At 72.9% G+C, this 21333-nt stretch carries 25 protein-coding genes and 1 pseudogene; 16 read left to right on the top strand and 10 right to left on the bottom strand.

Going from position 1 to position 21333, the window contains the following annotated elements; all coding sequences use genetic code 11:
- Positions 1 to 85 precede the first annotated feature (85 nt).
- The 10 genes and pseudogenes from ACFPZJ_RS18800 (at position 86) to ACFPZJ_RS18755 (ending at position 5459) form a co-directional block, all read left to right on the top strand.
- Positions 86 to 445, top strand: coding sequence for a gas vesicle protein GvpO (locus ACFPZJ_RS18800; RefSeq protein WP_381022662.1), 360 nt, complete (start codon positions 86 to 88; stop codon positions 443 to 445).
- Positions 446 to 491: 46 nt separating this feature from the next.
- The gene (locus ACFPZJ_RS18795) at positions 492 to 926 is read left to right on the top strand and encodes a gas vesicle structural protein GvpA (RefSeq protein WP_381022660.1); all 435 of its coding nucleotides are present in this window, start codon (positions 492 to 494) and stop codon (positions 924 to 926) included.
- Complete coding sequence (locus ACFPZJ_RS18790; protein WP_381022657.1) at positions 923 to 1696, top strand: GvpL/GvpF family gas vesicle protein; 774 nt, start codon at positions 923 to 925, stop codon at positions 1694 to 1696. Before ACFPZJ_RS18795 ends, ACFPZJ_RS18790 begins: the two co-directional genes overlap by 4 nt.
- A 4-nt stretch (positions 1697 to 1700) precedes the next feature.
- Positions 1701 to 1964 (top strand): gas vesicle protein GvpG, encoded by a 264-nt coding sequence (locus ACFPZJ_RS18785; protein WP_381022656.1) that lies wholly within the window; start codon positions 1701 to 1703, stop codon positions 1962 to 1964.
- Positions 1961 to 2632, top strand: coding sequence for a DNA primase (locus tag ACFPZJ_RS18780; RefSeq protein WP_381022653.1), 672 nt, complete (start codon positions 1961 to 1963; stop codon positions 2630 to 2632). The genes ACFPZJ_RS18785 and ACFPZJ_RS18780 overlap by 4 nt, the downstream gene beginning before the upstream one ends.
- The gene (locus ACFPZJ_RS18775) at positions 2629 to 3777 is read left to right on the top strand and encodes an SRPBCC family protein (RefSeq protein WP_381022651.1); all 1149 of its coding nucleotides are present in this window, start codon (positions 2629 to 2631) and stop codon (positions 3775 to 3777) included. The genes ACFPZJ_RS18780 and ACFPZJ_RS18775 overlap by 4 nt, the downstream gene beginning before the upstream one ends.
- A complete protein-coding gene (locus ACFPZJ_RS18770; RefSeq protein ID WP_381022649.1) occupies positions 3774 to 4112 on the top strand; it encodes a gas vesicle protein in 339 nt (112 codons plus the stop codon). Before ACFPZJ_RS18775 ends, ACFPZJ_RS18770 begins: the two co-directional genes overlap by 4 nt.
- A pseudogene (locus tag ACFPZJ_RS18765) lies at positions 4109 to 4870 on the top strand (GvpL/GvpF family gas vesicle protein); the annotation flags it as partial. The gene ACFPZJ_RS18770 and the pseudogene ACFPZJ_RS18765, both read left to right, overlap by 4 nt.
- Before the next feature lie 122 nt (positions 4871 to 4992).
- Positions 4993 to 5181 carry a gas vesicle protein gene (locus ACFPZJ_RS18760; protein WP_365674545.1) on the top strand — a complete coding sequence of 63 codons (189 nt, stop codon included), beginning with the start codon at positions 4993 to 4995 and terminating at the stop codon, positions 5179 to 5181.
- On the top strand, positions 5178 to 5459 hold the full coding sequence (locus tag ACFPZJ_RS18755) for a gas vesicle protein K (RefSeq protein WP_381022647.1): 282 nt from the start codon (positions 5178 to 5180) through the stop codon (positions 5457 to 5459). Before ACFPZJ_RS18760 ends, ACFPZJ_RS18755 begins: the two co-directional genes overlap by 4 nt.
- 21 nt (positions 5460 to 5480) lie before the next feature.
- Here ACFPZJ_RS18755 and ACFPZJ_RS18750 read toward each other — a convergent pair whose 3' ends face one another.
- The 3 genes from ACFPZJ_RS18750 to ACFPZJ_RS18740 all read right to left on the bottom strand — a co-directional run bounded on the left by ACFPZJ_RS18750 (position 5481) and on the right by ACFPZJ_RS18740 (position 8123).
- On the bottom strand, positions 5481 to 5651 hold the full coding sequence (locus ACFPZJ_RS18750; protein WP_381022646.1) for a hydrophobic protein: 171 nt from the start codon (positions 5649 to 5651) through the stop codon (positions 5481 to 5483).
- A gap of 41 nt (positions 5652 to 5692) precedes the next feature.
- A complete protein-coding gene (locus ACFPZJ_RS18745) occupies positions 5693 to 6514 on the bottom strand; it encodes a class I SAM-dependent methyltransferase (protein WP_381022644.1) in 822 nt (273 codons plus the stop codon).
- Between the two features lie 112 nt (positions 6515 to 6626).
- On the bottom strand, positions 6627 to 8123 hold the full coding sequence (locus ACFPZJ_RS18740) for a bifunctional phosphatase PAP2/diacylglycerol kinase family protein (RefSeq protein ID WP_381022642.1): 1497 nt from the start codon (positions 8121 to 8123) through the stop codon (positions 6627 to 6629).
- 112 nt (positions 8124 to 8235) lie between these two features.
- Between ACFPZJ_RS18740 and ACFPZJ_RS18735 the strand changes: the two genes are divergently transcribed.
- On the top strand, positions 8236 to 9855 hold the full coding sequence (locus tag ACFPZJ_RS18735) for an ABC-F family ATP-binding cassette domain-containing protein (RefSeq protein ID WP_381022639.1): 1620 nt from the start codon (positions 8236 to 8238) through the stop codon (positions 9853 to 9855).
- A 15-nt stretch (positions 9856 to 9870) separates the two neighbouring features.
- Here ACFPZJ_RS18735 and ACFPZJ_RS18730 read toward each other — a convergent pair whose 3' ends face one another.
- A complete protein-coding gene (locus ACFPZJ_RS18730) occupies positions 9871 to 10986 on the bottom strand; it encodes a baeRF2 domain-containing protein (RefSeq protein WP_381022637.1) in 1116 nt (371 codons plus the stop codon).
- A 62-nt stretch (positions 10987 to 11048) separates the two neighbouring features.
- Here ACFPZJ_RS18730 and ACFPZJ_RS18725 point away from each other — a divergent pair, with 62 nt between their 5' ends.
- On the top strand, positions 11049 to 11336 hold the full coding sequence (locus ACFPZJ_RS18725) for a DUF6158 family protein (RefSeq protein WP_381022636.1): 288 nt from the start codon (positions 11049 to 11051) through the stop codon (positions 11334 to 11336).
- A gap of 116 nt (positions 11337 to 11452) precedes the next feature.
- On the opposite strand, the gene ACFPZJ_RS18720 is transcribed toward ACFPZJ_RS18725, so the two are convergent.
- The 4 genes from ACFPZJ_RS18720 to ACFPZJ_RS18705 all read right to left on the bottom strand — a co-directional run bounded on the left by ACFPZJ_RS18720 (position 11453) and on the right by ACFPZJ_RS18705 (position 15173).
- A complete protein-coding gene (locus ACFPZJ_RS18720) occupies positions 11453 to 12001 on the bottom strand; it encodes a type 1 glutamine amidotransferase domain-containing protein (protein WP_381022633.1) in 549 nt (182 codons plus the stop codon).
- Between the two features lie 118 nt (positions 12002 to 12119).
- The gene (locus ACFPZJ_RS18715; protein WP_381022631.1) at positions 12120 to 12551 is read right to left on the bottom strand and encodes a CBS domain-containing protein; all 432 of its coding nucleotides are present in this window, start codon (positions 12549 to 12551) and stop codon (positions 12120 to 12122) included.
- 101 nt (positions 12552 to 12652) lie between these two features.
- Positions 12653 to 13084 carry a DUF2795 domain-containing protein gene (locus ACFPZJ_RS18710; RefSeq protein WP_381022629.1) on the bottom strand — a complete coding sequence of 144 codons (432 nt, stop codon included), beginning with the start codon at positions 13082 to 13084 and terminating at the stop codon, positions 12653 to 12655.
- A gap of 292 nt (positions 13085 to 13376) precedes the next feature.
- Positions 13377 to 15173: a thiamine pyrophosphate-requiring protein gene (locus ACFPZJ_RS18705; protein ID WP_381022626.1), complete on the bottom strand. Its 1797-nt coding sequence runs from the start codon at positions 15171 to 15173 to the stop codon at positions 13377 to 13379.
- Between the two features lie 243 nt (positions 15174 to 15416).
- Between ACFPZJ_RS18705 and ACFPZJ_RS18700 the strand changes: the two genes are divergently transcribed.
- The 4 genes from ACFPZJ_RS18700 to ACFPZJ_RS18685 all read left to right on the top strand — a co-directional run bounded on the left by ACFPZJ_RS18700 (position 15417) and on the right by ACFPZJ_RS18685 (position 19784).
- Complete coding sequence (locus ACFPZJ_RS18700; RefSeq protein WP_381023447.1) at positions 15417 to 16208, top strand: RNA polymerase sigma factor SigF; 792 nt, start codon at positions 15417 to 15419, stop codon at positions 16206 to 16208.
- A 128-nt stretch (positions 16209 to 16336) separates the two neighbouring features.
- Entirely contained in the window at positions 16337 to 17278 is a 942-nt protein-coding gene (locus ACFPZJ_RS18695; RefSeq protein WP_381022624.1) for a hypothetical protein, read from the top strand.
- A gap of 203 nt (positions 17279 to 17481) precedes the next feature.
- Positions 17482 to 18732, top strand: a complete 1251-nt coding sequence (locus ACFPZJ_RS18690) for an aminotransferase class I/II-fold pyridoxal phosphate-dependent enzyme (RefSeq protein ID WP_381022621.1) — start codon at positions 17482 to 17484, stop codon at positions 18730 to 18732.
- Positions 18729 to 19784, top strand: coding sequence for an MBL fold metallo-hydrolase (locus ACFPZJ_RS18685; protein ID WP_381022618.1), 1056 nt, complete (start codon positions 18729 to 18731; stop codon positions 19782 to 19784). The genes ACFPZJ_RS18690 and ACFPZJ_RS18685 overlap by 4 nt, the downstream gene beginning before the upstream one ends.
- 85 nt (positions 19785 to 19869) lie before the next feature.
- Here the strand turns inward: ACFPZJ_RS18685 and ACFPZJ_RS18680 are convergent, their stop codons facing one another.
- Both ACFPZJ_RS18680 and ACFPZJ_RS18675 read right to left on the bottom strand, forming a co-directional pair.
- Positions 19870 to 20487 carry a DedA family protein gene (locus tag ACFPZJ_RS18680; RefSeq protein WP_381023444.1) on the bottom strand — a complete coding sequence of 206 codons (618 nt, stop codon included), beginning with the start codon at positions 20485 to 20487 and terminating at the stop codon, positions 19870 to 19872.
- 50 nt (positions 20488 to 20537) lie between these two features.
- Positions 20538 to 21311, bottom strand: coding sequence for an MBL fold metallo-hydrolase (locus tag ACFPZJ_RS18675; protein ID WP_381022616.1), 774 nt, complete (start codon positions 21309 to 21311; stop codon positions 20538 to 20540).
- Positions 21312 to 21333 lie beyond the last annotated feature (22 nt).

Below are 21333 nucleotides of genomic sequence, written 5' to 3'. Positions count from 1 at the left end.
CGCCGCTGAGCAGGGGCGGTACAGATGCCTGCGCCTCCGGAGGTTTGGCGAACACACTTGCGGCCACACGGAGGGGGAGGTGGCCATGTCGAACACACACAACACGCAAGAGTCACAGGGTTCACAGGAATCCCGTAGTTCTCACAAGTCCAACAACCACACGGCGGAGAACCGGCCGAGCCCCCTGCAGGTGCTGCGCGAGGCGCGCGGTCAGCTCGAGGAGCTCACCGGCATGGCCGCCGAGTCCGTGTCGTCCTTCGAGCAGACGGAGGAGGGCTGGTCGCTGGAGGTCGAGGTCCTCGAACTCGAGCGTGTGCCCGACACGATGAGCCTGATGGCGAGCTACCAGGTGGAACTCGATCCGCAAGGACAGCTCACCGGCTACCGCCGCGTCCGCCGCTACGAGCGCGGACGGGCCGACGCGCGCAGGCCCGGCGGCCGCTAGGCCGCCCGACCGGACCGACACCGATAGACGAGGAGGGTTTGCCGGAATGACAGTCGTACCGGCACAGCAGACCGGCGGCGGAGGCGGCAGCAGCGGCCTCTACGACGTACTCGAACTGGTTCTGGACAGGGGGCTGGTCATTGACGCGTTCGTGCGCGTGTCCCTGGTCGGCATCGAGATCCTGAAGATCGACGTCCGAGTCGTCGTCGCCAGCGTCGACACCTATCTCCGCTTCGCCGAGGCGTGCAACCGGCTCGACCTGGAGGCCGGTCCGCGCAAGAGCCCGGGCCTGCCCGACATGGTCGGCGAGATCACCGAGTCCGGTGCCCGCGGCAAGTCCAAGGGGGCGCTGTCCGGCGCCGCCGAGACCATCTCCGACGCCTTCAAGCAGGCCCGTGACGAGGGGGCCGAGCGCGAGCCCGAGTCCCGTCCCCGCGCCCGCAAGACCACGTCGGCCCGCCGGAAGGAGGACCAGGAGTGAGCACGTACGTCTACGGCATCGCGGCGACCTCGCACCCCTCGCTTCCGGAGGGCATGGGCGGTGTCGGCGACCCGCCGTGCCCGGTGCGCATCCTGCGGGAGGGCGAGCTGGCGGCGATCGTCAGCGACGCGCCCGAGGGGCTGCGGCCCAAGCGCAGGGACCTGCTCGCCCACCAGAGCGTGCTCAGCGAGGCGGGGGCGGCCGGCTGCGTGCTGCCCATGCGGTTCGGCAGCATCGCCCCGGACGACCAGACCGTCACCGGGGTGCTCGCCGAGCGCGCCGAGCACTACCACGAGCGCCTGCGTGCGCTGGACGGCCGCGTCGAGTACAACATCAAGGCCAACCACGTCGAAGACGCAGTCCTGCACCACGTGATGGCCGAGAACGCCGAGATCCGCTCGCTCGCGGAGGCCAACCGGCAGGCCGGCGGCGGTAGTCACGACGACAAGCTGCGGCTCGGCGAGATGGTCGCGGCCGCCGTCAAGGCCAAGGAGTCCGAGGACGGTGCCGCTCTGGAGCGCGCCCTGGAACCGGCCGCCGAGGCCGTCAGCGTGGGTCCCGAATCCACGGGCTGGCTGGCCAACGTCTCGTTCCTGGTGGACCGCGGCCAGGCCGAGAACTTCCTCGCGGCCGTGGAACAGGTCCGCAAGGACATGCCGCACCTGGAGGTGCGGATCAACGGCCCGCTGCCGCCGTACAGCTTCGTCGAGCCCGGCCCGGCCGAGCCGGCGGGCACCGCGGCCGGTGGGGCGGACACCGGAGCGGGGTGAGGACGTGGGCCTGATCTCTGAGGTGCTGCTGCTGCCGTTCGCCCCGGTGCGCGGCAGCGCCTGGGCCATCAGACAGGTGCTCAACGAGGCGGAGCGGATCTACTACGACCCCGCCACCGTCCGGGCCGAACTGTCCCGGCTCGAGGAGCGGTTGGAGGCCGGAGAGATCACGGAGGAGGAGTTCGACCGCCTCGAGGACGAACTCCTCGACCGGTTGGAGATCGCGTCGCGCGGGAGCGCGGGAACAGGCAACGGGACGGCACGATGAACCGAGTGGGACTGGGCCTCGCCATAGGGGCCGGATACGTTCTCGGGCGGACGAAGAAGATGAAGCTGGCGGTCGCCGTCGGCAGTCTCGTCGCCGGGAAGCGGATGAACCTGAGTCCGAAGGGGCTGGCGGACCTGATGTCCCAACAGCTGCGGAACAACCCGCAGTTCAAGGAGATCGGGGACCAGCTGCGGGAAGACCTGCGCGGGGTCGGCAAGGCCGCCTCCGGCGCCATGGTCGAGCGGCAGCTCAACGCCGTCGCCGACCGGCTGCACGGCCGGACGGCCCAGGTGCGCGACCAACTGTCGGGCGTGGTCCCGGACAAGTCCGGCGCCCAGGACTCCGAGGACGCCGGCGAGCCGGAGGACGAGGAGCCCGAGGCGGAGGAACCGCAGGGCCGGGAGCCGCGCGACGAGGAGGACCAGGAGGACGAGGAGCCGGAGGCGGCGCGCAAGGCACCGTCGAAGGACACCGCGGCGCGGGCCGCAGAGAAGACACCCGCGAAGAAGGCGGCGAAGAAGGCCCCCGCCAGGAAGACAGCGGCCGCCAAGAAGACGGCCAAGAAGACGACGGCCGGAAAGGCCGACGGCAGGCAGGCCGGGAAGAAGGCGACGGCGGCTTCGCGCGGCGCCCGCGCCCCGCTGCCGAAGGGAGGCGGTGAGCGATGACCGACACCCTGGGAACGGCGTCCTCCGCGGCGCGCGGAGCGACCAAGAACCCGCTCACCGAGATGGCCCACAGCGAGGCCGCCGACCGGCTCAAGGCCGAACTGCAGGAGTACCTGGCCGCCCAGGCCACGCGCCTGCTCACCGGCGCGGGCCGCAAGCTCGGCGAGACCACGGTCAGACTCAACGACATAGCCGAGGGCAAGAGCCCGGGCTTCGCCAAGATGGCCCTGGACACCGGACGCAAGCTGAGCGAGGGCAAGGGCCCGCTGCGCTCCATCCTGGGATCCGGCGCCTCGCACGCCAAGGACAGCGTGCTCGGCGCGCTGCAGAACGTAGGCGGCGGCAAGGGCAAGAAGAAGCGCGGGGCGGGCGCGAAGCCCACCGTCATCATCGAGCACATCGACGTGGGTGTGCCGCTGCGCACCGCCTACGACCAGTGGACCCAGTACCAGGACTTCAGCACCTTCGCCAAGGGCGTCAAGAGCGCGAGCCGCGCCGACGACACCACCTCCGACTGGCAGGCGAAGGTGTGGTGGTCCAACCGTAGCTGGAAGGCGAAGACGACCGAGCAGGTGCCCGACGACCGCATCGCCTGGACGTCGGAGGGCGCCAAGGGCACGACGAAGGGCGTCGTCTCCTTCCACCGCCTCGCCGACAACCTGACCCGCGTGCTGCTCGTCATCGAGTACTACCCCTCCGGCTTGTTCGAGAAGACCGGCAACATCTGGCGCGCCCAGGGCCGCCGGACCCGGCTCGACCTGAAGAACTTCGCCCGCTTCATCACCCTCAAGGGCGAGACGGAGGACAGCTGGCGCGGCGAGATCCGCGACGGCGAGGTCGTCCGCAGCCACGAGGACGCGCTCGCCGAGGAGGAGGAGCAGCCCAAGGACAGCGAGGAGTCCGAGGAGGAGGCGCCCGAGGGCGAGTACGACGAGGAGCCGGAGGCGGCCGAAGAGGAAGAGGACGAAGAGGAGGAAGAGGAGCCCGAGGACGAGTACGAGGAGGACGAGGAGGACGAGGCTGAAGGCGAGGAGGAGCCCGAGGAGGGCGAGCCGGAGGACACGTACGAGGACGAGCCCGAGGACGAGGGCGAGTACGACGAGGAGGCCGAAGAGGAGTACGCCGAAGGAGGGAGCCGGCGATGACGATGTCCGGCCGGCTCCCCGAGCCTTACGGGCAGAGCAGCGGCTCCAACCTCGCCGACATCCTGGAACGCGTACTCGACAAGGGTGTCGTCATCGCGGGCGACATCCGGATCAACCTGCTCGACATCGAGCTCCTCACCATCAAGCTGCGTCTGATCGTCGCCTCCGTGGACAAGGCGAAGGAGATGGGCATCGACTGGTGGGAGAGCGATCCGGCGCTGTCCTCGTCGGCTCGCCGTGACGAACTGGCCCGGGAGAACGCCGAGTTGCGCGAGAGGCTGGCCCGCCTGGAGGAACTGGAGCCCGGCCGCCGCTCGCAGAAGGAGGCACCGTGAGCGGACTGCGGTACGTCTACGCCGTCTGCCGCCCCTTCGGCACGCCGCTCCAGGCGGAGCTGACGGGGGTGGCGGGCGACCCGCCCAGAGTGTTGACCCACCACGGCCTCGTCGCCGTCGTCAGCCACGTGCCGGAGCGTGACTTCGCGGAGGAACCGCTCCGGGCCCACCTGGAGGACCTCGACTGGCTGACCGCGACCGCCCGCGCGCACCAGGGCGTGATCGACGCGCTCACCACGGTCACCACCCCGCTGCCCCTGCGGCTCGGCACCGTCTTCCGGGACGACAGCGGCGTCCGCACGATGATCGAGGCACGCGAGGAGGACTTCCGGCGCACCCTCGATCGGCTGGAGGGCCGCGTCGAGTGGGGCGTCAAGGTGTACGTCGAGGCCGAGCCGGCGCAGAGCGCGCGGCCCGCTCAGAAGCCCGCGTCGGGCCGCGACTACCTGCGGCAGCGGCGCATGCAGACCAGGTCGCACGAGGAGACGTGGCAGCGGGCGGAGCGATTCGCGAGCCGTCTGCACGAAACGCTGTCCGGCTACGCCGAGGATTCCCGGCTGCACGCGCCGCAGAATCCGGCGCTCTCCGGCCACGCCGGACGGAACGTGCTCAACGCCGCCTATCTCGTGCCGCGCTCGCGTTCCGAGGAATTCGTGGAATTGGTGGACCGGACGAAGGACGACGCGCCCGGAATGCGGGTCGAACTCACCGGCCCGTGGGCGGCCTATTCGTTCGCGGGGGAGACCGCCGGCGGGGAGGCCGGCGGGGACACGGGTGAGAAGACGCGCGAGGGGACGCTCGGGGGGACCGGCCGGAGGTCTGAGGAGACCACCGAGGAGCCCGGCCAGGCCCGTGAGGAGACCACCGAAGGGGGCCGGCAGTGACCGTCGTCGAACGCCGTGAGGTGGCCCTCGTGGACCTGCTCGACCGGCTGCTCGCCGGCGGCGTCGTCATCACGGGGGACATCACGCTGCGCATCGCGGACGTCGACCTCGTCCGCATCGACCTCAACGCGCTCATCAGCTCGGTGAACGCGAACGTGCCCTCGCCCTTCGGAGACCTGTCGTGACCCCACGCAACCGACTCGACCTCGAACCCGACACCGTCGAGCGTGATCTGGTCAAGCTCGTGCTGACCGTCGTCGAGCTGCTGCGCCAGCTCATGGAGCGGCAAGCGCTGCGCCGGTTCGACCAGGGGGACCTGAGCGAGGAGCAGGAGGAACGCATCGGGCTCACGCTGATGCTGCTCGACGACCGCATGACCGAGCTGCGCGAGCGCTACGGCCTGCGGCCCGAGGACCTGAACCTGGACCTCGGGCCGCTGGGACCTCTGCTTCCCCGGGAATGAGTTCCGGAGACTTACGTCAACTCACCACCTGTACCAGCGGCCCCTGCCTCCTGTCGCGGTCGGGCCGTGGAAGAAGAATCCCAGCAGCCAGACGACAAGAACCGCCAACGCAATCCACCAAAGTACTTCGACTGCGAATCCGGCGCCGAAAAGAATCACCGCCAGAAGAAGCACGAGCAGGATGGGAACCATGTCTGAACCTCCTGCTTTCCGAGTTTCCCGAATATGGCGTTTCAGGCTTCCTTCCGGCAGAGAATTTCTCCGTGCAGCACGCTGAACCAGCCGTCCTCGTCTCTGCCCCACTCCCGCCAGGCCCCGGCCACGTCGCGCAGCCGCCGCTCCGTCGTGTGCCCGCCGTCCACGGCGCGGCGCGCGTAGGAGGAGGCGACGGTGCGGTCGGCCCACAGGCCGCTCCACCACGCCCGCTCCTCGGGCGTGGAGTACGTCCAGGTGCTGGAGGTGGCGGTGATGTCCGTGAGCCCGGCGCGCAGCGCCCAGGCCTTCAGCCGGCGTCCGGCGTCCGGTTCGCCGCCGTTGGCGCGGGCCACCCGCCGGTACAGGTCCAGCCAGTCGTCCATGCCCCGGGACGCCGGATACCAGGTCATGGCGGCGTAGTCCGCGTCGCGCGCGGCGATGATCCCGCCGGGTCTGGCGACCCGCTTCATCTCCCGAAGGGCCCGGACGGGATCGCCGACGTGCTGGAGCACCTGGTGGGCGTGCACCACGCAGAACGTGTCGTCGGGGAAGTCCAGGGCGTGCACGTCGGCGACCGCGAAGGTGACGTTGGCGAGCCCGCGCGCGTCGGCGGTGGCGCGCGCCTGCTCCAGGATCCCGGGAGCCCGGTCGACCCCCGTGACCCGGCCGTCGGGAACGAGCTCCGCCAGATCGGCGGTGATGGTCCCCGGCCCGCACCCGATGTCCAGGACCCTCATGTGGGGCTCCAGCGAGCCGAGGAGGTACCCCGCCGAGTTGGCGGCGGTCCGCCAGGTGTGCGAGCGCAGCACCGACTCGTGGTGCCCGTGCGTGTAGACGGCGGTCTCCCGTGGTTTCGGCATGGCTGATGCCCACCCCTTCTGTCCGGTCCCGGATGGCATCACCGTACGCACACCGACCGGATGATGAGACCCCCGTATCGCTATACGGACAGCAGTACGGACTGACGGATCGTCAGTCGTTCGTCAGGGGCCGGTACACCGTCAGTGCCTCGGGCAGCTTCTCCAGCGTCACCGGCCCCTCCACCTCGGTGACCTCACCGTCGTAGGCGAGCAGCGTGCCCGGCGCGACCCGGTCCAGGCGCAGCCGCGCCACCTGGACCGCCGCATGCGCCGGGGACCGGGTCAGCGGTCCGGCGACGGCGGCGGCGAGCAGCCGTACGGCGGGCCGGCGACCGCCGTGCACCACCCGGACGTCGAGCCGCCCGTCCGCGAGGTCCACCCGCCGGCCGGGCGCCAGGCCCATGCGGTGGTACGTGCCGTTCCCGGCGAACAGCAGCCACAGAGGGTGGGATCGGCCCTGGAACGCGGCCTCCAGCGGGTGCTCGTCGGCCCGCAGCACGCGCCAGGCCGCGAGCACCCCGGCCGGCCAGCCGCCGATCCGGTGCGACCAGCGGTCCCGCTCGCGCACCAGCTCCGGGTACACGCCCAGGCTGCACGTGTTCAGGAAGACGCCCTGCCGCTCACCGCTGCGGAACCGGCCCACGTCCACCCGCACCGCGTCGCCGTGGCGCAGGGCCCGCACCAGGTCGCGGACGTCCTCCACGCCCAGGTCGTACGCGAAGTGGTTGAGGGTGCCGCCGGGCAGCACCGCCAGGGGCAGGCCGTGCCGCAGGGCGATACGGGCGGCGGCGTTCACCGTGCCGTCGCCGCCGCACACCCCGAGCACCCGGGCGCGGGCCGCGGCCTTCTCCAGCTCGGCCGGGACGTCGTCCGGCTCGCACTCGACGACCTCGGCACCTGGCAGCGCGTCCCGCACGGCACGGGCACGGTCCGCGGTTCCCGCGGCGGTGTTCGCCACCAGCACCAGCCCCGCACCGTCCGGCAGCGCCGGCACATCGGCGCGGGGACGGGCCGGCGGGGCGATCTGCGCCCGGGTCGGCACCATGCCCCGCACGGCGAACGCGGCGCCCGCGCCCAACGCGGCGCCCGCCAGGACGTCGCTCGGGAAGTGGACGCCGGTGTAGACACGGGACAGGGCGACCGTCGCGGCCACCGGCGCGACGGCCGCGCCCCAGGCCGGGGACTCCAGTGCGACACCGGTCGCGAACGCGGCGGCCGACGCGGAGTGCCCGGACGGGAACGACGTGGTGATCGGCTGCCGCTTCAGCTGCCGGACCAGCGGCACCGGGTCCAGCACCGGGCGGGGGCGCCGGACCGTGCGCTTGCCGAGGGTGTTGATGGTCAGCGAGGCCAGGCCGAGCGAGGCCAGCCCGCGGGCCGCCGCGCGCCGGGCCCGCGGGGTACGGCTCGCCGCCAGCGCGGCCGCCGCGCCGAACCACAGCACCCCGTGGTTCGCGCTCCGGCTCAGCCGGGGCAGCACGCGGTCGGCGCCGGGCCAGTGACGGGCGGCGACGGCCTCGAAGAGCCGGCAGTCCAGGGCCAGGAAACCGTCGCGCAGCACGTGGTGACCGCGCTTGGGGACGGTGAGGTCCACGTCGGGGGTCGTCATGTCATGCGAGTACCCGGGACCGGGCGATTCCTGTGCCTGTGCCGGGGCCGGGGCCGGCGATCGGGCAAAAGCGTTTGCCCGACCGCGTCCGTGCCCCACAGAATCGCTCCTCATGGGTCACCTCGAAGCCGCGCACCTGGAGTACAGCCTTCCCGACGGGAGGGCGCTGCTCGGCGACGTGTCCTTCCGGGTGGGGGAGGGGGCCGTCGTGGCTCTCGTCGGCCCCAACGGCTCCGGCAAGACCACCCTGCTCCGGCTGCTCGCCGGTGAACTGGCACCCCACGGCGGATCGGTCACCGTCAGCGGCGGGCTCGGCGTGATGCGCCAGTTCGTGGGGTCCGTACGGGACGAGACGACCGTACGCGACCTGCTCGTCTCCGTCGCCCCGCCCCGCATCCGGGAGGCGGCCCGCGCCGTCGACGCGGCCGAGCACGCCCTCATGACCGTCGACGACGAGGCGTCCCAGCTCCGCTACGCCCAGGCCCTCGCCGACTGGGCCGAGGCCCGCGGCTACGAGGCCGAGACGCTGTGGGACATGTGCACCACGGCCGCGCTCGGCGCCCCCTACGACAAGGCGCAGTGGCGCCAGGTCCGCACCCTCTCGGGCGGTGAGCAGAAGCGTCTCGTCCTGGAGGCGCTGCTGCGCGGCACGGACGAGGTGCTGCTGCTGGACGAGCCGGACAACTACCTCGACGTGCCCGGCAAGCGCTGGCTGGAGGAGCGGCTGGCCGAGACCCGCAAGACCGTCCTGTTCGTCTCCCACGACCGCGAACTCCTCGCCCGCGCCGCCGAGCGCATCGTCTCCCTGGAGCCGAGCCCCGCCGGCGCCGACGCCTGGGTGCACGGCGGCGGCTTCGCCACCTTCCACGACGCCCGCCGGGAACGCTTCGCCCGCTTCGAGGAGTTGCGCCGACGCTGGGACGAGAAGCACGCCCAGCTGAGGAAGCTCGTGCTGAACCTGCGTCAGGCGGCCTCCGTCAGCCACGAGATGGCCTCGCGCTACCACGCCGCCCAGACCCGGCTGCGCAAGTTCGAGGAGGCCGGTCCGCCGCCCGAGCCGCCGCGCGAGCAGGACATCAGGATGCGGCTGCGCGGCGGCCGTACCGGCGTACGGGCCGTCACCTGCGCGGGGCTCGAACTCACCGGCCTGATGAAGCCCTTCGACCTGGAGGTCTTCTACGGCGAACGCGTCGCCGTGCTCGGCTCCAACGGCTCCGGCAAGTCGCACTTCCTGCGCCTGCTCGCCGGCGACGACGTCGCGCACACGGGGCAGTGGAAGCTGGGCGCGCGCGTCGTGCCCGGGCACTTCGCCCAGACCCACGCGCACCCCGAGCTGGAGGGCCGCACCCTCCTCGACATCCTGTGGACGGAACACTCCCAGGACCGCGGCGCCGCCATGTCCCGGCTGCGCCGCTACGAGCTCACCCACCAGGCCGAGCAGACCTTCGAGCGGCTCTCCGGCGGCCAGCAGGCCCGCTTCCAGATCCTCCTGCTGGAGCTCCAGGGCGCCACGGCCCTGCTGCTGGACGAGCCGACCGACAACCTCGACCTGGAGTCCGCCGAAGCGCTCCAGCAGGGGCTGGAGGCGTTCGAGGGCACGGTCCTCGCGGTCACCCACGACCGCTGGTTCGCCCGCTCCTTCGACCGCTACCTGGTGTTCGGCAGCGACGGCCGGGTCCGGGAGACCCCGGACCCGGTCTGGGACGAGCGGCGGGTGGAGCGGGTCAGATAGGCCCGCCGAGCAGGCCTACTTCCAGCGCAGCAGCGCCCCCAGGCCGCCCACCGGCGCCTCCCGCTCGGTCGCCGGGGCGGCGGTCACCGACAGGGCGGGCGCGTCCGTGGCGACCGCCGAGCGGATCAGCGCGTCGTCCGCACGGGCGGGCCAGGAGTGCTGCTCACCGAGCACCTTCAGGTCGGTGCGCCGCACCGCCAGCTGGTCCGGGTCCTCACCGATCCACACCTCGCGGTGCGCGTCGGGTCCGTCGGGCCGGATCAGCAGCTCGTCGATACGGTGCTCACGCGCCGCCTCGACGAGCGCGGGCACGCCCTCCACGGCCCCGGCCCGGCCCTCGTCGTCCGGGGTGCGGGCCGCGAGGAACCGTTCCAGCTCCTGCGCCGCCCGGCGCCGCACATGCTCGGTGCGCGCCTTCTCCACGTCCTCGCCGAGCAGTCGGCTGCCGGTGCCGTGCGGCGCCTCGACCACCAGGTCGTGCAGCCGCTGGGGCAGCCGTTCGTGCACCGCCCGCCGCTCGCGGTCGTCGCCGACGAGGATCAGCAGGTCGGCGCGGGTCTCCTCCTGGCACACGGCGAGCGCGTCGGCGATCTCCGCCGCGTTGTGCTCCCAGGTGTTCTCCACCCGCAGCTGGAAGTGCCGCTCGGACCAGTCGACCGAGCTCGTCCGGTGGATGGGCCACTGGCGTCCGGTGACGCCGCCGGCGTCCTCCCGGCCCAGCGCGCTGCGCAGCTCGAAGTCGGCGCCCTTGCGGTCGATGTAGGCCACGACGCACACCGGATCCTCGCCCAGCAGCTCCAGCAGCGGTGTCACCCGCGGCAGGGGCGCCCACTGCGCCCAGTCGCCGCCGCGCGGGGGACGAGCCAGCGGCGGGTCGAGGACGACCTCGCCACCGCGTGCGAACAGGGCCCGTCCATTGGGTTCGGAGGAGTGCCGCAGATCCTCGATCGCGTTCTGCACGGCGCGGCAGGTCGCCTCGTCCGCGCCCTGCTCGGCCAGCTGCCTGGCCATCGCCTGCGCGGTCAGGTGCCGCTCGTGGGGGGTGTCCTCCGTGTGCCGGGAGGTGTCGACGTACACGGAGGCCCAAGGCCCCGGACGCTCGTACAGTGGCTGCAGAAAAGCGAGATCCATGGCTCCATCCCGGATGCCGCTCGGGGGTAGTGCAGTGCTCACCGGGCGGGTACCCGGACCGCATGGACGAACACGACGAGCGGGGCAACACCATGACCGGAGTCGACCCGAGCCACCTGGACGACCAGCAGCTCATGAAGGAGCTCGAGACCATCCACCGCACGCGCCACGACACCCTGCTGTACGGCTCGAACGACGCGCTGCGGGCCCACAACGAGCGCATGGCCCAGCTGGAGGGCGAGTACCTGCGCCGCAACCCCCGGCGCCCGGTCGCGGCGGGCCGCACACGTGAAGGGGCCCGGGAGCGGACCGGCTCGGACTCGGCCACGCCCGCTGCGCCCGGCACCTGAGCGGCGCCTGAGCGACACGAGGAAGGCCGCGCGGACGACTCCGCGCGGCCGTCACCTCCGCGCTGCGGGCGGGCGCACCCCCTCGCAGGTGGGTGGGGAGTGCCCGCGCCCGCCTCTCAGCCCTCCTTGCCGGCGTCGGCGAACACCTCGAGGAACGTCTCGCAGAACGCCTTCAGGTCGTCCGGCTTGCGGCTGGTGACCAGCTTGTTCGAGCCGTGGTCGCAGACCTTCACCTGCTCGTCGACCCAGGTGCCGCCCGCGTTGCGGATGTCGGTCCGCAGGCTCGGCCAGGAGGTCAGCACCCGACCGCGTACGACGTCCGCCTCGACGAGCGTCCACGGCGCGTGGCAGATCGCGGCGACCGGCCGGCCCTGCTCGAAGAAGTCCCGCACGAACGCGACGGCCTTCTCCTCCATCCGCAGGAAGTCCGGGTTCGCCACGCCGCCCGGCAGCACCAGCCCGCCGAAGGAGTCGGCCGAGGCCTCGCCCACGACCTCGTCCACCGGGAAGGTGTCCGCCTTGTCCAGGTGGTGGAACGCCTGGATCTCGCCCGGCTTCGTCGACACGAGCACGGGCTCGTGGCCCGCGTCCTTCGCCGCCTGCCAGGGATCGGTGAGCTCGACCTGCTCGACGCCCTCGGGTGCGGTCAGAAACGCGATGCGCATGGTGGTTCAGCGTCCTTTCGGTGCTTTACGTGGCGTGCGTGCTTGTCCGTGCTTGTCTGTGTTGTTCGGGCCTGTCTGTGCTTGTTCTTGCTTGCTCTTGCTTGTTCTGGCCGTGGGCTCATGCGCCGCCCCTGACGTCCGGCTCGGCACGGCTGATGTCGGCCATGACCGAGTCCGGGTCCTGGGCCTCGGCGAGGTCGCCGAGGCTCACCATGCCGACCGGGAGCCCGTTCTCCACGACCGGCAGCCGCCGTACGGCGTGCGCGCGCATGAGCTCCACGGCGGCCGACACCGGGTCGTGCGGCGCGACCGTCACCGGGTCGGGCGTGCACACGGTGCGGGCGCTCACCGTCAGCGGGTCGACACCCTCGGCGACGGCCCGCACCGTGATGTCACGGTCGGTGAGCACGCCGACGACCTGCTGCCCGTCGGCCACCACCACGTCACCGATGTTCTGCGCGCGCATCAACTGCGCCGCCTCCACGAGCGACGCGTCCGGGCGGACGGCGACCACGCCCGGGGTCATGACGTCCTTGACGAACTCAGCCATCACAGTGGGCCCTTCCTGCGTTCCCCGGCCCACGGGGCACCACGGCCGGGTCGGCGCGACGCCGCCCGCAGCTCCCCGGGGCCGGGTCCTCGTGCGCGGTCCTACCGCCGGAACCGCCCGGCGGTGTCCGCCCGTACCGTCTGCTGCGGCCCGGCCTCCCGGCTCCGGGTGAGGGCCTCGGCGACCTCCTGCACGGTGGCGTAGCGTGCCTGGTGCGGCAGCCGCTCCACCGCCTCCACGAGCGCCTCGGGCGCCTGGTGGAGGCGCAGCGCACGAGCCAGGTCGCGCGCGTTCGCGGGGAACGCCTTGCGGCCCAGGATCCGGGCCAGCTCCAGCCGGATCGCCTCCAGCGACGTCGGCGCGCGGCTCGGCGTCACCGGGCCGTAGGCGACCTCCGGGTCGTCCTCGGCGGCCGGTTCCGGGTCGTGCCACTCCTCGCTGCGGGTCGGGTGCCCGGACCGCAGCAGACCCTGCAGTTCGTGCTTCATCTCGTCGTCACGGTGACGGCTCAGCCGGTCGCTGCCTCGCTGCATGTCTCCCTCCAGACCTTCGGGGGTCCGCTCCGCGTACCCGTCCACCGGACGCCGACACAGGGTTCGCCCGCGGGATCGGCGACGCGGGAGTTTGCCCGAGGCCCGGCGGGAGACCCGAACCCTGCCCCCCACGCACATCCCGGGGAAGGACACGCCATGGCGATGCTCGCCGTGTTGCTCCCGCTCCTCATGCTCGGAGTGGTGCTGGGGCTGGCCCGTTACGAGGAACTGCTGCTGCCGCAGGACGGCAGGCGGCACCCCGACCGGCGCGGACCGGTCGGGGCGCCCCCGGTCAGGACTTCTTCTCCCGCCCGGGCAGGAACTCCTGCATCTTCGCCCTGAAGCCGTGCTTCACCATCGACCCCCGGTCCGCGTCGCCCTTGAGGATCGAGGCGGCCGTCGCCTCCATCTGGTCCCAGGTGGCGTGCGGCGGGATCGGCGGTACGGCCGGGTCCGTGAGGAACTCGATCACCGCCGGGCCGTCCGCCTCCAGGCCGGCGCGCCAGCCCGCCTCGACGTCCTCCGGCTTCTCGACGCGGATGCCGGTCAGCCCCAGGGAGCGGGCGAACTGGGCGTACTGCACGTCCGGGAGCTCCTGGGACGGCAGGAAGGACGGCGCGCCCTCCATCGCGCGCATCTCCCAGGTGACCTGGTTGAGGTCGTGGTTGTTCCACACCGCCACGACCAGGCGCGGGTCGTCCCACTGGCCGCGGTACTTCGCCGCAGTGATCAGCTCCGCCATGCCGTTCATCTGCATCGCCCCGTCACCCACCAGCGCGATCGCGGGCCGGTTCGGGTGGGCGAACTTCGCGCCGATCGCGTACGGCACCCCGCAGCCCATCGTGGCGAGCGTCCCCGACAGCGAGCCGCGCATGCCGGGCCGCATGGTCAGGTGCCGCGCGTACCAGTTCGACGTCGACCCCGAGTCGGAGGTGACGATCGCGTTGTCCGGCAGCAGCGGGTCCAGGGCGCGGGCCACGTACTCGGGGTTGATCGGGTCGGCGCTCAGCCCCGCGCGCCGCTCCATGACCTCCCGCCAGCGCGTCACGTTCGCGCACACCGTGTCGTACCACTCGCGCCCGCGGCCCCCCTCGATCAGCGGGATCAGCCGCTCCAGCGTCACCCTGGCGTCGCCGACGAGGTTCACCTCGTACGGGTAGCGCATCCCCACCATGTGCGGATCGATGTCGATCTGCACCCCACGCGCCTTGCCGAACTCCGGCAGGAACTGCGTGTACGGGAACGAGGAGCCGATGGTGAGAAGCGTGTCGCAGTCGCGCATCAGCTCGTACGACGGGCGGGTGCCCAGCAGCCCGATCGAGCCGGTCACGTACGGCAGTTCGTCGCTGAGGACGTCCTTGCCGAGCAGCGCCTTGGCCACGCCCGCGCCCAGCAGTTCCGCGATCCGTTCCACCTCGGCCCGCGCCCCGGCCGCGCCCTGGCCGACCAGGATCGCCACCTTGTCACCGGAGTTGAGGATCTCCGCCGCGCGGCGTACGGCGTCGTCGGAGGGGACCGCCGTCCAGGAGCTGCGGTCCAGGCTGGAGGGCACCATCTTGAACTCGTGCGTGGGCGGCGAGTAGTCCAGCTCCTGCACATCGCCGGGGATGATGACGGCGGTCGGGCAGCGGCGCGCGTACGCGGTGCGGATCGCCCGGTCCAGCACGTTCGGCAACTGCTCGGGCACCGTCACCGTCTCCACGAAGTCGGAGGCGACGTCCTTGAACAGCGTGTGGAGGTCCACCTCCTGCTGGTAGGAGCCGCCCATCGCGGTGCGGTGCGTCTGGCCGACGATCGCGAGCACCGGGACGTGGTCGAGTTTGGCGTCGTACAGGCCGTTGAGCAGGTGGATCGCGCCGGGCCCCGACGTGGCCGCGCACACGCCGAGACGGCCGCTGAACTTCGCGTAGCCCACCGCTTCGAACGCGGACATCTCCTCGTGCCGCGACTGGATGAAACGGGGCTCGTTCTCGGCCCGGCCCCAGGCGGCGAGCAGGCCGTTGATGCCGTCCCCGGGATAGCCGAAGACATGCTCCACACCCCATGCGCGCAGCCGCTGCAGGACGTGGTCGGAGACCTTGGTGCTCATGGACGACCTCCCGGACGTCAGAGGACAGGGCAGCAGCCGTACGAGTCACCCCCCGCGCTGCCGGAAAACCTGCCCGGGGGTTTGCGGCCGGGTCCCGGGGGCAGGCGCGTCTCAGTGCTTCGGACCGGAGGCACGTCCGTGGGAGCGGTGCGACGCCGCCCAGGACGCGCCTGTCCCGAACGCGGGTGCGCTCCCACGGTGACCGTCCAACCCAAAGCACCCGCAAGGGAGTTGCGACGCATGATGCCGACTCAAGTCAGCGCGAAGCACCCGCACGACGACGCCCCCGACACCGCGGACGCCTTCCGCAGGCTCGCCACGCTCCCCGCGGGGCCCGAGCGTGACGCGCTCCGCGACGAGATCGTGGAGGCCTGGCTGCCGATGGCCGACCGGCTCGCCGGACGCTTCCGCAGCCGTGGCGAGAGCCTCGAGGACCTGCGCCAGGTCGCGGCCCTCGGTTTGGTCAAGGCCGTCGACCGGTACGACCCCGACCGTGGCAACGCCTTCGAAAGCTACGCCGTGCCGACCATCACCGGAGAGATCAAGCGGCACTTCCGGGACCACATGTGGACCCTGCACGTGCCCCGCCGTGTCCAGGATCTGCGCAACCGGGTCCGCCTCGCCGGTCAGGAACTGTCCCAGACGATCTCCGGCCGCCGGCCCACCGTCGCCGAGATCGCCGAGCACGCGAACATGAGCGAGGAGGACGTCCGGGTCGGCCTGGAGGCCCTGGAGAGCTTCACCGCGCTGTCCCTGGACGCGGAGCTGCCGGGGAGCGAGGACGGGTACTCCCTCAGCGACGCGCTGGGGTCGCCCGACCCGGCGCTGGACACGGTCGTCGACCGCGAGGCGGTCAAGCCTGGACTGGCCGCCCTTCCCGAGCGGGAGCGGGCGATCCTGTACATGCGCTTCTTCGGGGACATGACACAGAGCAGCATCGCCGAGCAGCTGGGGATCTCGCAGATGCACGTGTCGCGGCTGATCAGCCGGTGCTGCGGGCGGGTGCGCGAGCAGGTGCTGCGGGACGCGCAGTAGCCGCGGCCGGTCCTTTTTCACCCGGGCGGGCGTCCCCCGTCCCGCGAATGGGGCCCGGCCGCGCGCGGGGGAGCGGCCGGCGGGCTGTGATGGCCGGGTAGCCGTCGCTGCGCGAAGGAGCCCGCCCCATGCCCCGCACCGCCTGTGCCCTGTCCGCCGCCGTCCTGGCCGGCGCCGCCCTGGGCGTGTTCGCGCCGCCCGCCTCGGCGGAGCCGACCGTGGAGGTCAGCCCGAGCACCGTCGCCGGGGGTGCGCGCGTCACCGTCTCCGTCTCCTGCGATCCGACCAGCGGCACACCGCCCGCCACCATAGACGCCGTCTCGCAGGCCTTCGAGGAAGGCACCGTCGAGCTGAGCCTGGTCACCGGCGCTGACGACGGGGAGTCCGGCCCCGCCTACCTCGGCACCGCAAAAATCGCCCCCGCCGAGAACTTCGAGGGTGACCCCGATGCGACCGGGGAGGACTCCGGGTGGACGGTCGACGGCACCTGCCCGGCGGAGCCCGGAACGGAGGGCGAGCCGTGGAGCGCCCCGCTGACGGTCTCCCACGCCGGCAACTCCGGCTCCGGCCCGTCCACCCTGACCTCGACCTCGGAGCCGACGTCGGAAAGGGAGGCCGAGTCGTCGTCGGAGTCGGAAAGGGAGTCGGAGTCGGAAAGGGAGTCGGAGTCGGAGCCGAAGTCGACATCGGCGTCGGCGGCGACCGACTGGTGTGCCGAGTCGGACGCCGCCTCGTGCGAGGGCGGTGAGGACAGTCCGGGTTCCGGCCACACTACCGACCCGTGCGCCGAGTCGTACAGCGACTCCTGTGACGAGGGCGCCGGTTCCGCCCGTCCCGTCCACCCCCCGTCCCACGCGGTCCCGCCGTCGCACGGCAGGAGCCACTGGTGCGCCGACCGGCACGCCACCCCCTGCGGCGGCGCGGCGGTGCAGCACGGCGTGCGCGCCGGGCGGGGCGGGGCCTTCACGGACTCCGTGCCCGCCCTCGTCGCCGGCGGGCTGCTGATCGCGGGCGCGGCCGGCGCCGCCGTGCACCGGCTGCGGCACCGGGACACCGGCAGCCACGGCTGACCCGTCCGCGTTCCCCGCTGCGCGGCGCCCATGCTGTGACCGTCGCGACCCGGCCGCGCGCCCATGGGGCGGCGGCACCCGGGGTACTCAATGGCCGAGGGCACGAGCCGCACCGTACGCACCACCCGGCAGCGGACGGCACAGGAGCATGAGCCGAGGACGCGCCGACAGCCCGGCCCGGCACCAGGAGCGCGGAGGTACGCATGCGGCGGACGGACCCGGAAGGCCACGGCCCCGTCCGGTTCGGGCCACCGCTCCCCGAGGACGGGCTGCCCGTGCTGCCCGAACTGTCCGCCGTGGTCGCCGCCGCAGCGGCCCGCGCCGAGGCCGAACCGGTCGGCGGCGGCCTCGCGCTGCGGGAGGCCGCCTGCGGCTACTGGGACCGGCGCGGCCTGGCCTGCCGACCCGAGCGCGTGGCCGCCGGCCCCGGCGCGCCCGCCCTGCTGCTCGCCCTGACCGCCGCGCTCGGCGGCGATGTCCTGGTGCCGCGGCCCTGCGCCGCCTGGTGGGCGCCGTACGCGCGTCTGCTCGGCAGACCCGCCTTCCATGTGCCCACCCCCGCCGAGAACGGCGGCGTCCCCGACCCCTACGCCCTCCTGGAGACCGTGCGCCGGGTCCGCGCCGAGGGCGGTGATCCGCGCCTGCTCGTGCTGTCCGTCGCCGACGACCCCACCGCCACCGTCGCCCCGCCCGAACTGCTGCACGAGACCGTCGAGGCCGCCGCCGGCGAGGGCCTGCACCTGGTCAGCGACGAGACCTGGCGCGACACCCTGCACGACCCGCACGACACGGTGCTGCTCAGCCCGGCCGAGATGCTGCCCGAGCGGGTCACCGTCGTCACCGACCTGGCCGGCGCCCTGCTGCCGTCCGGCTGGCCCGTCGCCGTCGCCCGTTTCCCGGTGGACGGCACCGGGGACGGCCTGCACGCGCGCGTGCTCGACGTCCTGACCGCGCTCGGCGCCCGCGTCGCCGCCCCCGTCGCCGCCGGCGCCGGGTACGCGTTGACCGAACCGGAGCCGGTCACCGCGCGCGTGCGTGCCGCCGTACACCTGCACGCGCGCGTGGCCGCCGCCGCGCACGCCACCGTCGTGGGCGCGGGCGCCGTCGCCCGGCCCCCGCAGGCCGGCCGTCACCTGTACGTCGACCTCGACCCCCTGCGCCCCGCGCTGCAGGCGCACGGCGTCGGCGACGCCCAGGAACTGGAGGACTTCCTCGCCGCCCGGCTCGGCATGCCCGCGCCGGGCGGCCACCGCTTCGGCGACGACCTCGCGGCACCGCGCGTGCGGCTGTCCACCGGCGCCTTGCTGGGGGGCGGCTCGGACGAGGAACGCGCGGAATGCCTCAGGTCGCCCACGCCGTTGGAACTGCCACACGTGCAACGCGCGTTGATCCATCTGAAGTCGGTCTTCGACGATCTCCGCGACGACGCTCAGCGATGGGAGCCTCCTCGATGACGCAGCAGTCCGAGTCGACCACCACGAGTACGACCACCCCAGAGGCCGACGTTCCGGGGGACCCGTCCCCCCTGGCGCCCCCGTTCCCGCCGCTCGCCGACCCGCTGCCGCTGGCGCAACGGCGGGTGTGGCCGCGCACGTTCCACGACCGGCTGACCGCGCCGCTGCCCGGCCTGAAGGGCATCGCCCGGTTCGCCCGCGAGGGCTCCGTGCGCCCCGGCAAGGAGGGCCTCGCCGACATCCCCCGGCTGCCCTTCGCGCCGCAGCCGCTGCCCCGCGTCGACGCCCGCACGGTCGCCGTCTCCTGGGCGGGACACGCCAGTTGGGTGGTCCAGATCGGCGGGCTGACCGTGCTTACCGACCCGGTCTGGTCCCGCCGTATCCTCGGCACCCCGGCCCGGATCACCCCCGTGGGCATCCCCTGGGACAGCCTGCCGCGCGTCGACGCGGTCGTCATCAGCCACAACCACTACGACCACCTGGACGCCCCCACACTGCGCCGTCTCCCGCGCGACACACCGGTGTTCGCGCCGGCCGGTCTCGGCCGCTGGTTCCACCGCCGCCAGTTCACCCACGTCACCGAACTGGACTGGTGGGAGGCGGCCGAACTCGGCGGCGTCCGCTTCGACTTCGTCCCCTCCCACCACTGGTCCAAGCGCACCCTCACCGACACCTGCCGCACCCTGTGGGGCGGCTGGGTGCTCACCGCGCCCGACGGGCAGCGGGTCTACTTCGCGGGCGACACGGGCTACGGCCACTGGTTCTCCCGCATCGGACAGCGCTACCCCGGCATCGACCTCGCCCTCATGCCCATCGGCGCCTACGACCCGCGCTGGTGGCTCAGCGACGTCCACTGCGACCCGGAGGAGGCGGTCCGGGCCACCCAGGACCTCGGCGCCCGCCGTATGGCGCCGATGCACTGGGCGACGTTCGTCCTGTCCGCCGAACCCGTCCTCGAGCCCCTCACCCGTGTACGCGCGGCGTGGGAAAAGGCGGGCCTGCCTCGCGAGGACCTGTGGGACCTCCCGGTGGGCGCTTCAAAAGTCCTGTAGGGCACCGGAGTTCAGGGGTGCGGGGAACCGCGCGAGCAACCACCCGCCACCCGCACCCCGACGACGACCGTGACCCCCTGCGGCGCTACCGGACCCCGCCCCGCACCCGCCGCACGACGCTCGGCGCCGCGCTGATCAGCAAGGTCAGCGCGACCGCCGCCACCACGCCCTCCCACGGCTCCGGAAACAGCGACCCACCGAGGATCCCGATCAACTGGTACGTCACCGCCCACGCAAGACACGCGGGCGCATTGCCCTTGGCGAATCTGCGCATCGGCCACTTCGCCATCAGACACGCCAGCATGACCGGAATCCGCCCCGCCGGCACCAGCCGGGACAGCACCAGCACCGCCACGCCGTGCTCGGCGAGCTTTCCCTGCGCCTGCGCCAGCCGGTCCTCCGGCGCCCGCGCCCGCAGCGCCTCCAGCCAGCGCGAGCCGTTCTTCGACTGCATGCCGCGCCGACCCAGCCAGTACAGCGCCATGTCCCCGAGGAACGCGGCCAGCGACGCCGTCGCGAACACCAGCGCCAGCGAGAACGGCGCCGTCTGATGGACGGCCACCACCGCAGCCGAACTCACGATCGCCCCCGTCGGCACCACGGGCACCAGCGCCCCGATCAGCACCAGCAGGAACAGCGACGGATAGCCGATCGCCTGCTGCGTGGACTCCGGCGGCACACCCACCGGTGCGGCGGCCAGCACGGCCGCGGCGGACAGCGGCGCCCCGGACAGCGCCACGGCGACGGGCCAGGTCACCGCGCGACCTCCAGGCGCACGCTCTCCCCGTGCGCCAGCCGGTGCACCGTCACGCCGGGCGCGTGCCCGGCCGCCAGGCGCACGAACTCGTCGCCGGGCGCGTGGAACTCATGGGGCCGCACGGCGTCCATCCCGATCGGCCAGTACGTGCCGTAGTGCACCGGCACGGCACTGCGCGGCGCCAGTCGGGCCAGCGCCTGCGCCGCCCGTGCCGCGTCCAGGTGACCCTCGCCCAGGTAGGGCCCCCAGCCGCCCACCGGCAGCAGCGCCACGTCGATGGGCCCGACCTCCTTGGCCATCTCGTCGAACAGGCCGGTGTCCCCGGCGAAGTAGGTGCGGGCCTCGCCCTCGACGACGTACCCGAGGGCGGGGGAGCGGTGCGGGCCGAACGGCAGCCGCCGGCCGTCGTGCCGTGCCGGCACTGCCCGTATCAGCAGGTCGCCGACCCGAATCTCGTCCCCGGGCGCCACCTCGCTCACCCGTAGATGGGTGAGCCGGCGCAGCCCCGGCACGGCCCGCGGCGCACCCCGGGGCACGAGCAGGCGCGTGCCCGGCGCGAGCCGGGCCAGCGACGGCACATGCAGGTGATCGGCGTGCAGATGGGAGACGAGTGCCACGTCCACGCGCCGGGCGTCGGGCGGCGGCAGCGCCCCGCGCCGGCGGCGCAGGTGTGCGAGCCGGCGCGCGAACAGAGGGTCGGTGAGGACGCGTACGTTCGAATCCCGCACCGCGCACGTCGCGTGACCCCACCAGGTGATCTCCACCGGCACCTCCTCGCCTCCTTCGCGCGAC

Origin of the sequence: Streptomyces bullii, from assembly GCF_042657145.1 — a bacterium.
Taxonomy (GTDB): domain Bacteria; phylum Actinomycetota; class Actinomycetes; order Streptomycetales; family Streptomycetaceae; genus Streptomyces; species Streptomyces bullii.
This window is presented reverse-complemented; position numbering and strand designations above follow the sequence as displayed.

Excerpts from the sequence above, each read along its gene's own strand:
- ACFPZJ_RS18800 (WP_381022662.1), top strand. The coding sequence starts at position 86 with ATGTCGAACACACACAACACGCAAGAGTCACAGGGTTCACAGGAATCC.
- ACFPZJ_RS18795 (WP_381022660.1), top strand. The coding sequence starts at position 492 with ATGACAGTCGTACCGGCACAGCAGACCGGCGGCGGAGGCGGCAGCAGC.
- ACFPZJ_RS18780 (WP_381022653.1), top strand. The coding sequence starts at position 1,961 with ATGAACCGAGTGGGACTGGGCCTCGCCATAGGGGCCGGATACGTTCTC.
- ACFPZJ_RS18775 (WP_381022651.1), top strand. The coding sequence starts at position 2,629 with ATGACCGACACCCTGGGAACGGCGTCCTCCGCGGCGCGCGGAGCGACC.
- ACFPZJ_RS18770 (WP_381022649.1), top strand. The coding sequence starts at position 3,774 with ATGACGATGTCCGGCCGGCTCCCCGAGCCTTACGGGCAGAGCAGCGGC.
- ACFPZJ_RS18750 (WP_381022646.1), bottom strand. The coding sequence starts at position 5,651 with ATGGTTCCCATCCTGCTCGTGCTTCTTCTGGCGGTGATTCTTTTCGGC.
- ACFPZJ_RS18745 (WP_381022644.1), bottom strand. The coding sequence starts at position 6,514 with ATGCCGAAACCACGGGAGACCGCCGTCTACACGCACGGGCACCACGAG.
- ACFPZJ_RS18740 (WP_381022642.1), bottom strand. The coding sequence starts at position 8,123 with ATGACGACCCCCGACGTGGACCTCACCGTCCCCAAGCGCGGTCACCAC.
- ACFPZJ_RS18735 (WP_381022639.1), top strand. The coding sequence starts at position 8,236 with ATGGGTCACCTCGAAGCCGCGCACCTGGAGTACAGCCTTCCCGACGGG.
- ACFPZJ_RS18730 (WP_381022637.1), bottom strand. The coding sequence starts at position 10,986 with ATGGATCTCGCTTTTCTGCAGCCACTGTACGAGCGTCCGGGGCCTTGG.
- ACFPZJ_RS18725 (WP_381022636.1), top strand. The coding sequence starts at position 11,049 with ATGGACGAACACGACGAGCGGGGCAACACCATGACCGGAGTCGACCCG.
- ACFPZJ_RS18720 (WP_381022633.1), bottom strand. The coding sequence starts at position 12,001 with ATGCGCATCGCGTTTCTGACCGCACCCGAGGGCGTCGAGCAGGTCGAG.
- ACFPZJ_RS18715 (WP_381022631.1), bottom strand. The coding sequence starts at position 12,551 with ATGGCTGAGTTCGTCAAGGACGTCATGACCCCGGGCGTGGTCGCCGTC.
- ACFPZJ_RS18710 (WP_381022629.1), bottom strand. The coding sequence starts at position 13,084 with ATGCAGCGAGGCAGCGACCGGCTGAGCCGTCACCGTGACGACGAGATG.
- ACFPZJ_RS18705 (WP_381022626.1), bottom strand. The coding sequence starts at position 15,173 with ATGAGCACCAAGGTCTCCGACCACGTCCTGCAGCGGCTGCGCGCATGG.
- ACFPZJ_RS18700 (WP_381023447.1), top strand. The coding sequence starts at position 15,417 with ATGCCGACTCAAGTCAGCGCGAAGCACCCGCACGACGACGCCCCCGAC.
- ACFPZJ_RS18695 (WP_381022624.1), top strand. The coding sequence starts at position 16,337 with ATGCCCCGCACCGCCTGTGCCCTGTCCGCCGCCGTCCTGGCCGGCGCC.
- ACFPZJ_RS18690 (WP_381022621.1), top strand. The coding sequence starts at position 17,482 with ATGCGGCGGACGGACCCGGAAGGCCACGGCCCCGTCCGGTTCGGGCCA.
- ACFPZJ_RS18685 (WP_381022618.1), top strand. The coding sequence starts at position 18,729 with ATGACGCAGCAGTCCGAGTCGACCACCACGAGTACGACCACCCCAGAG.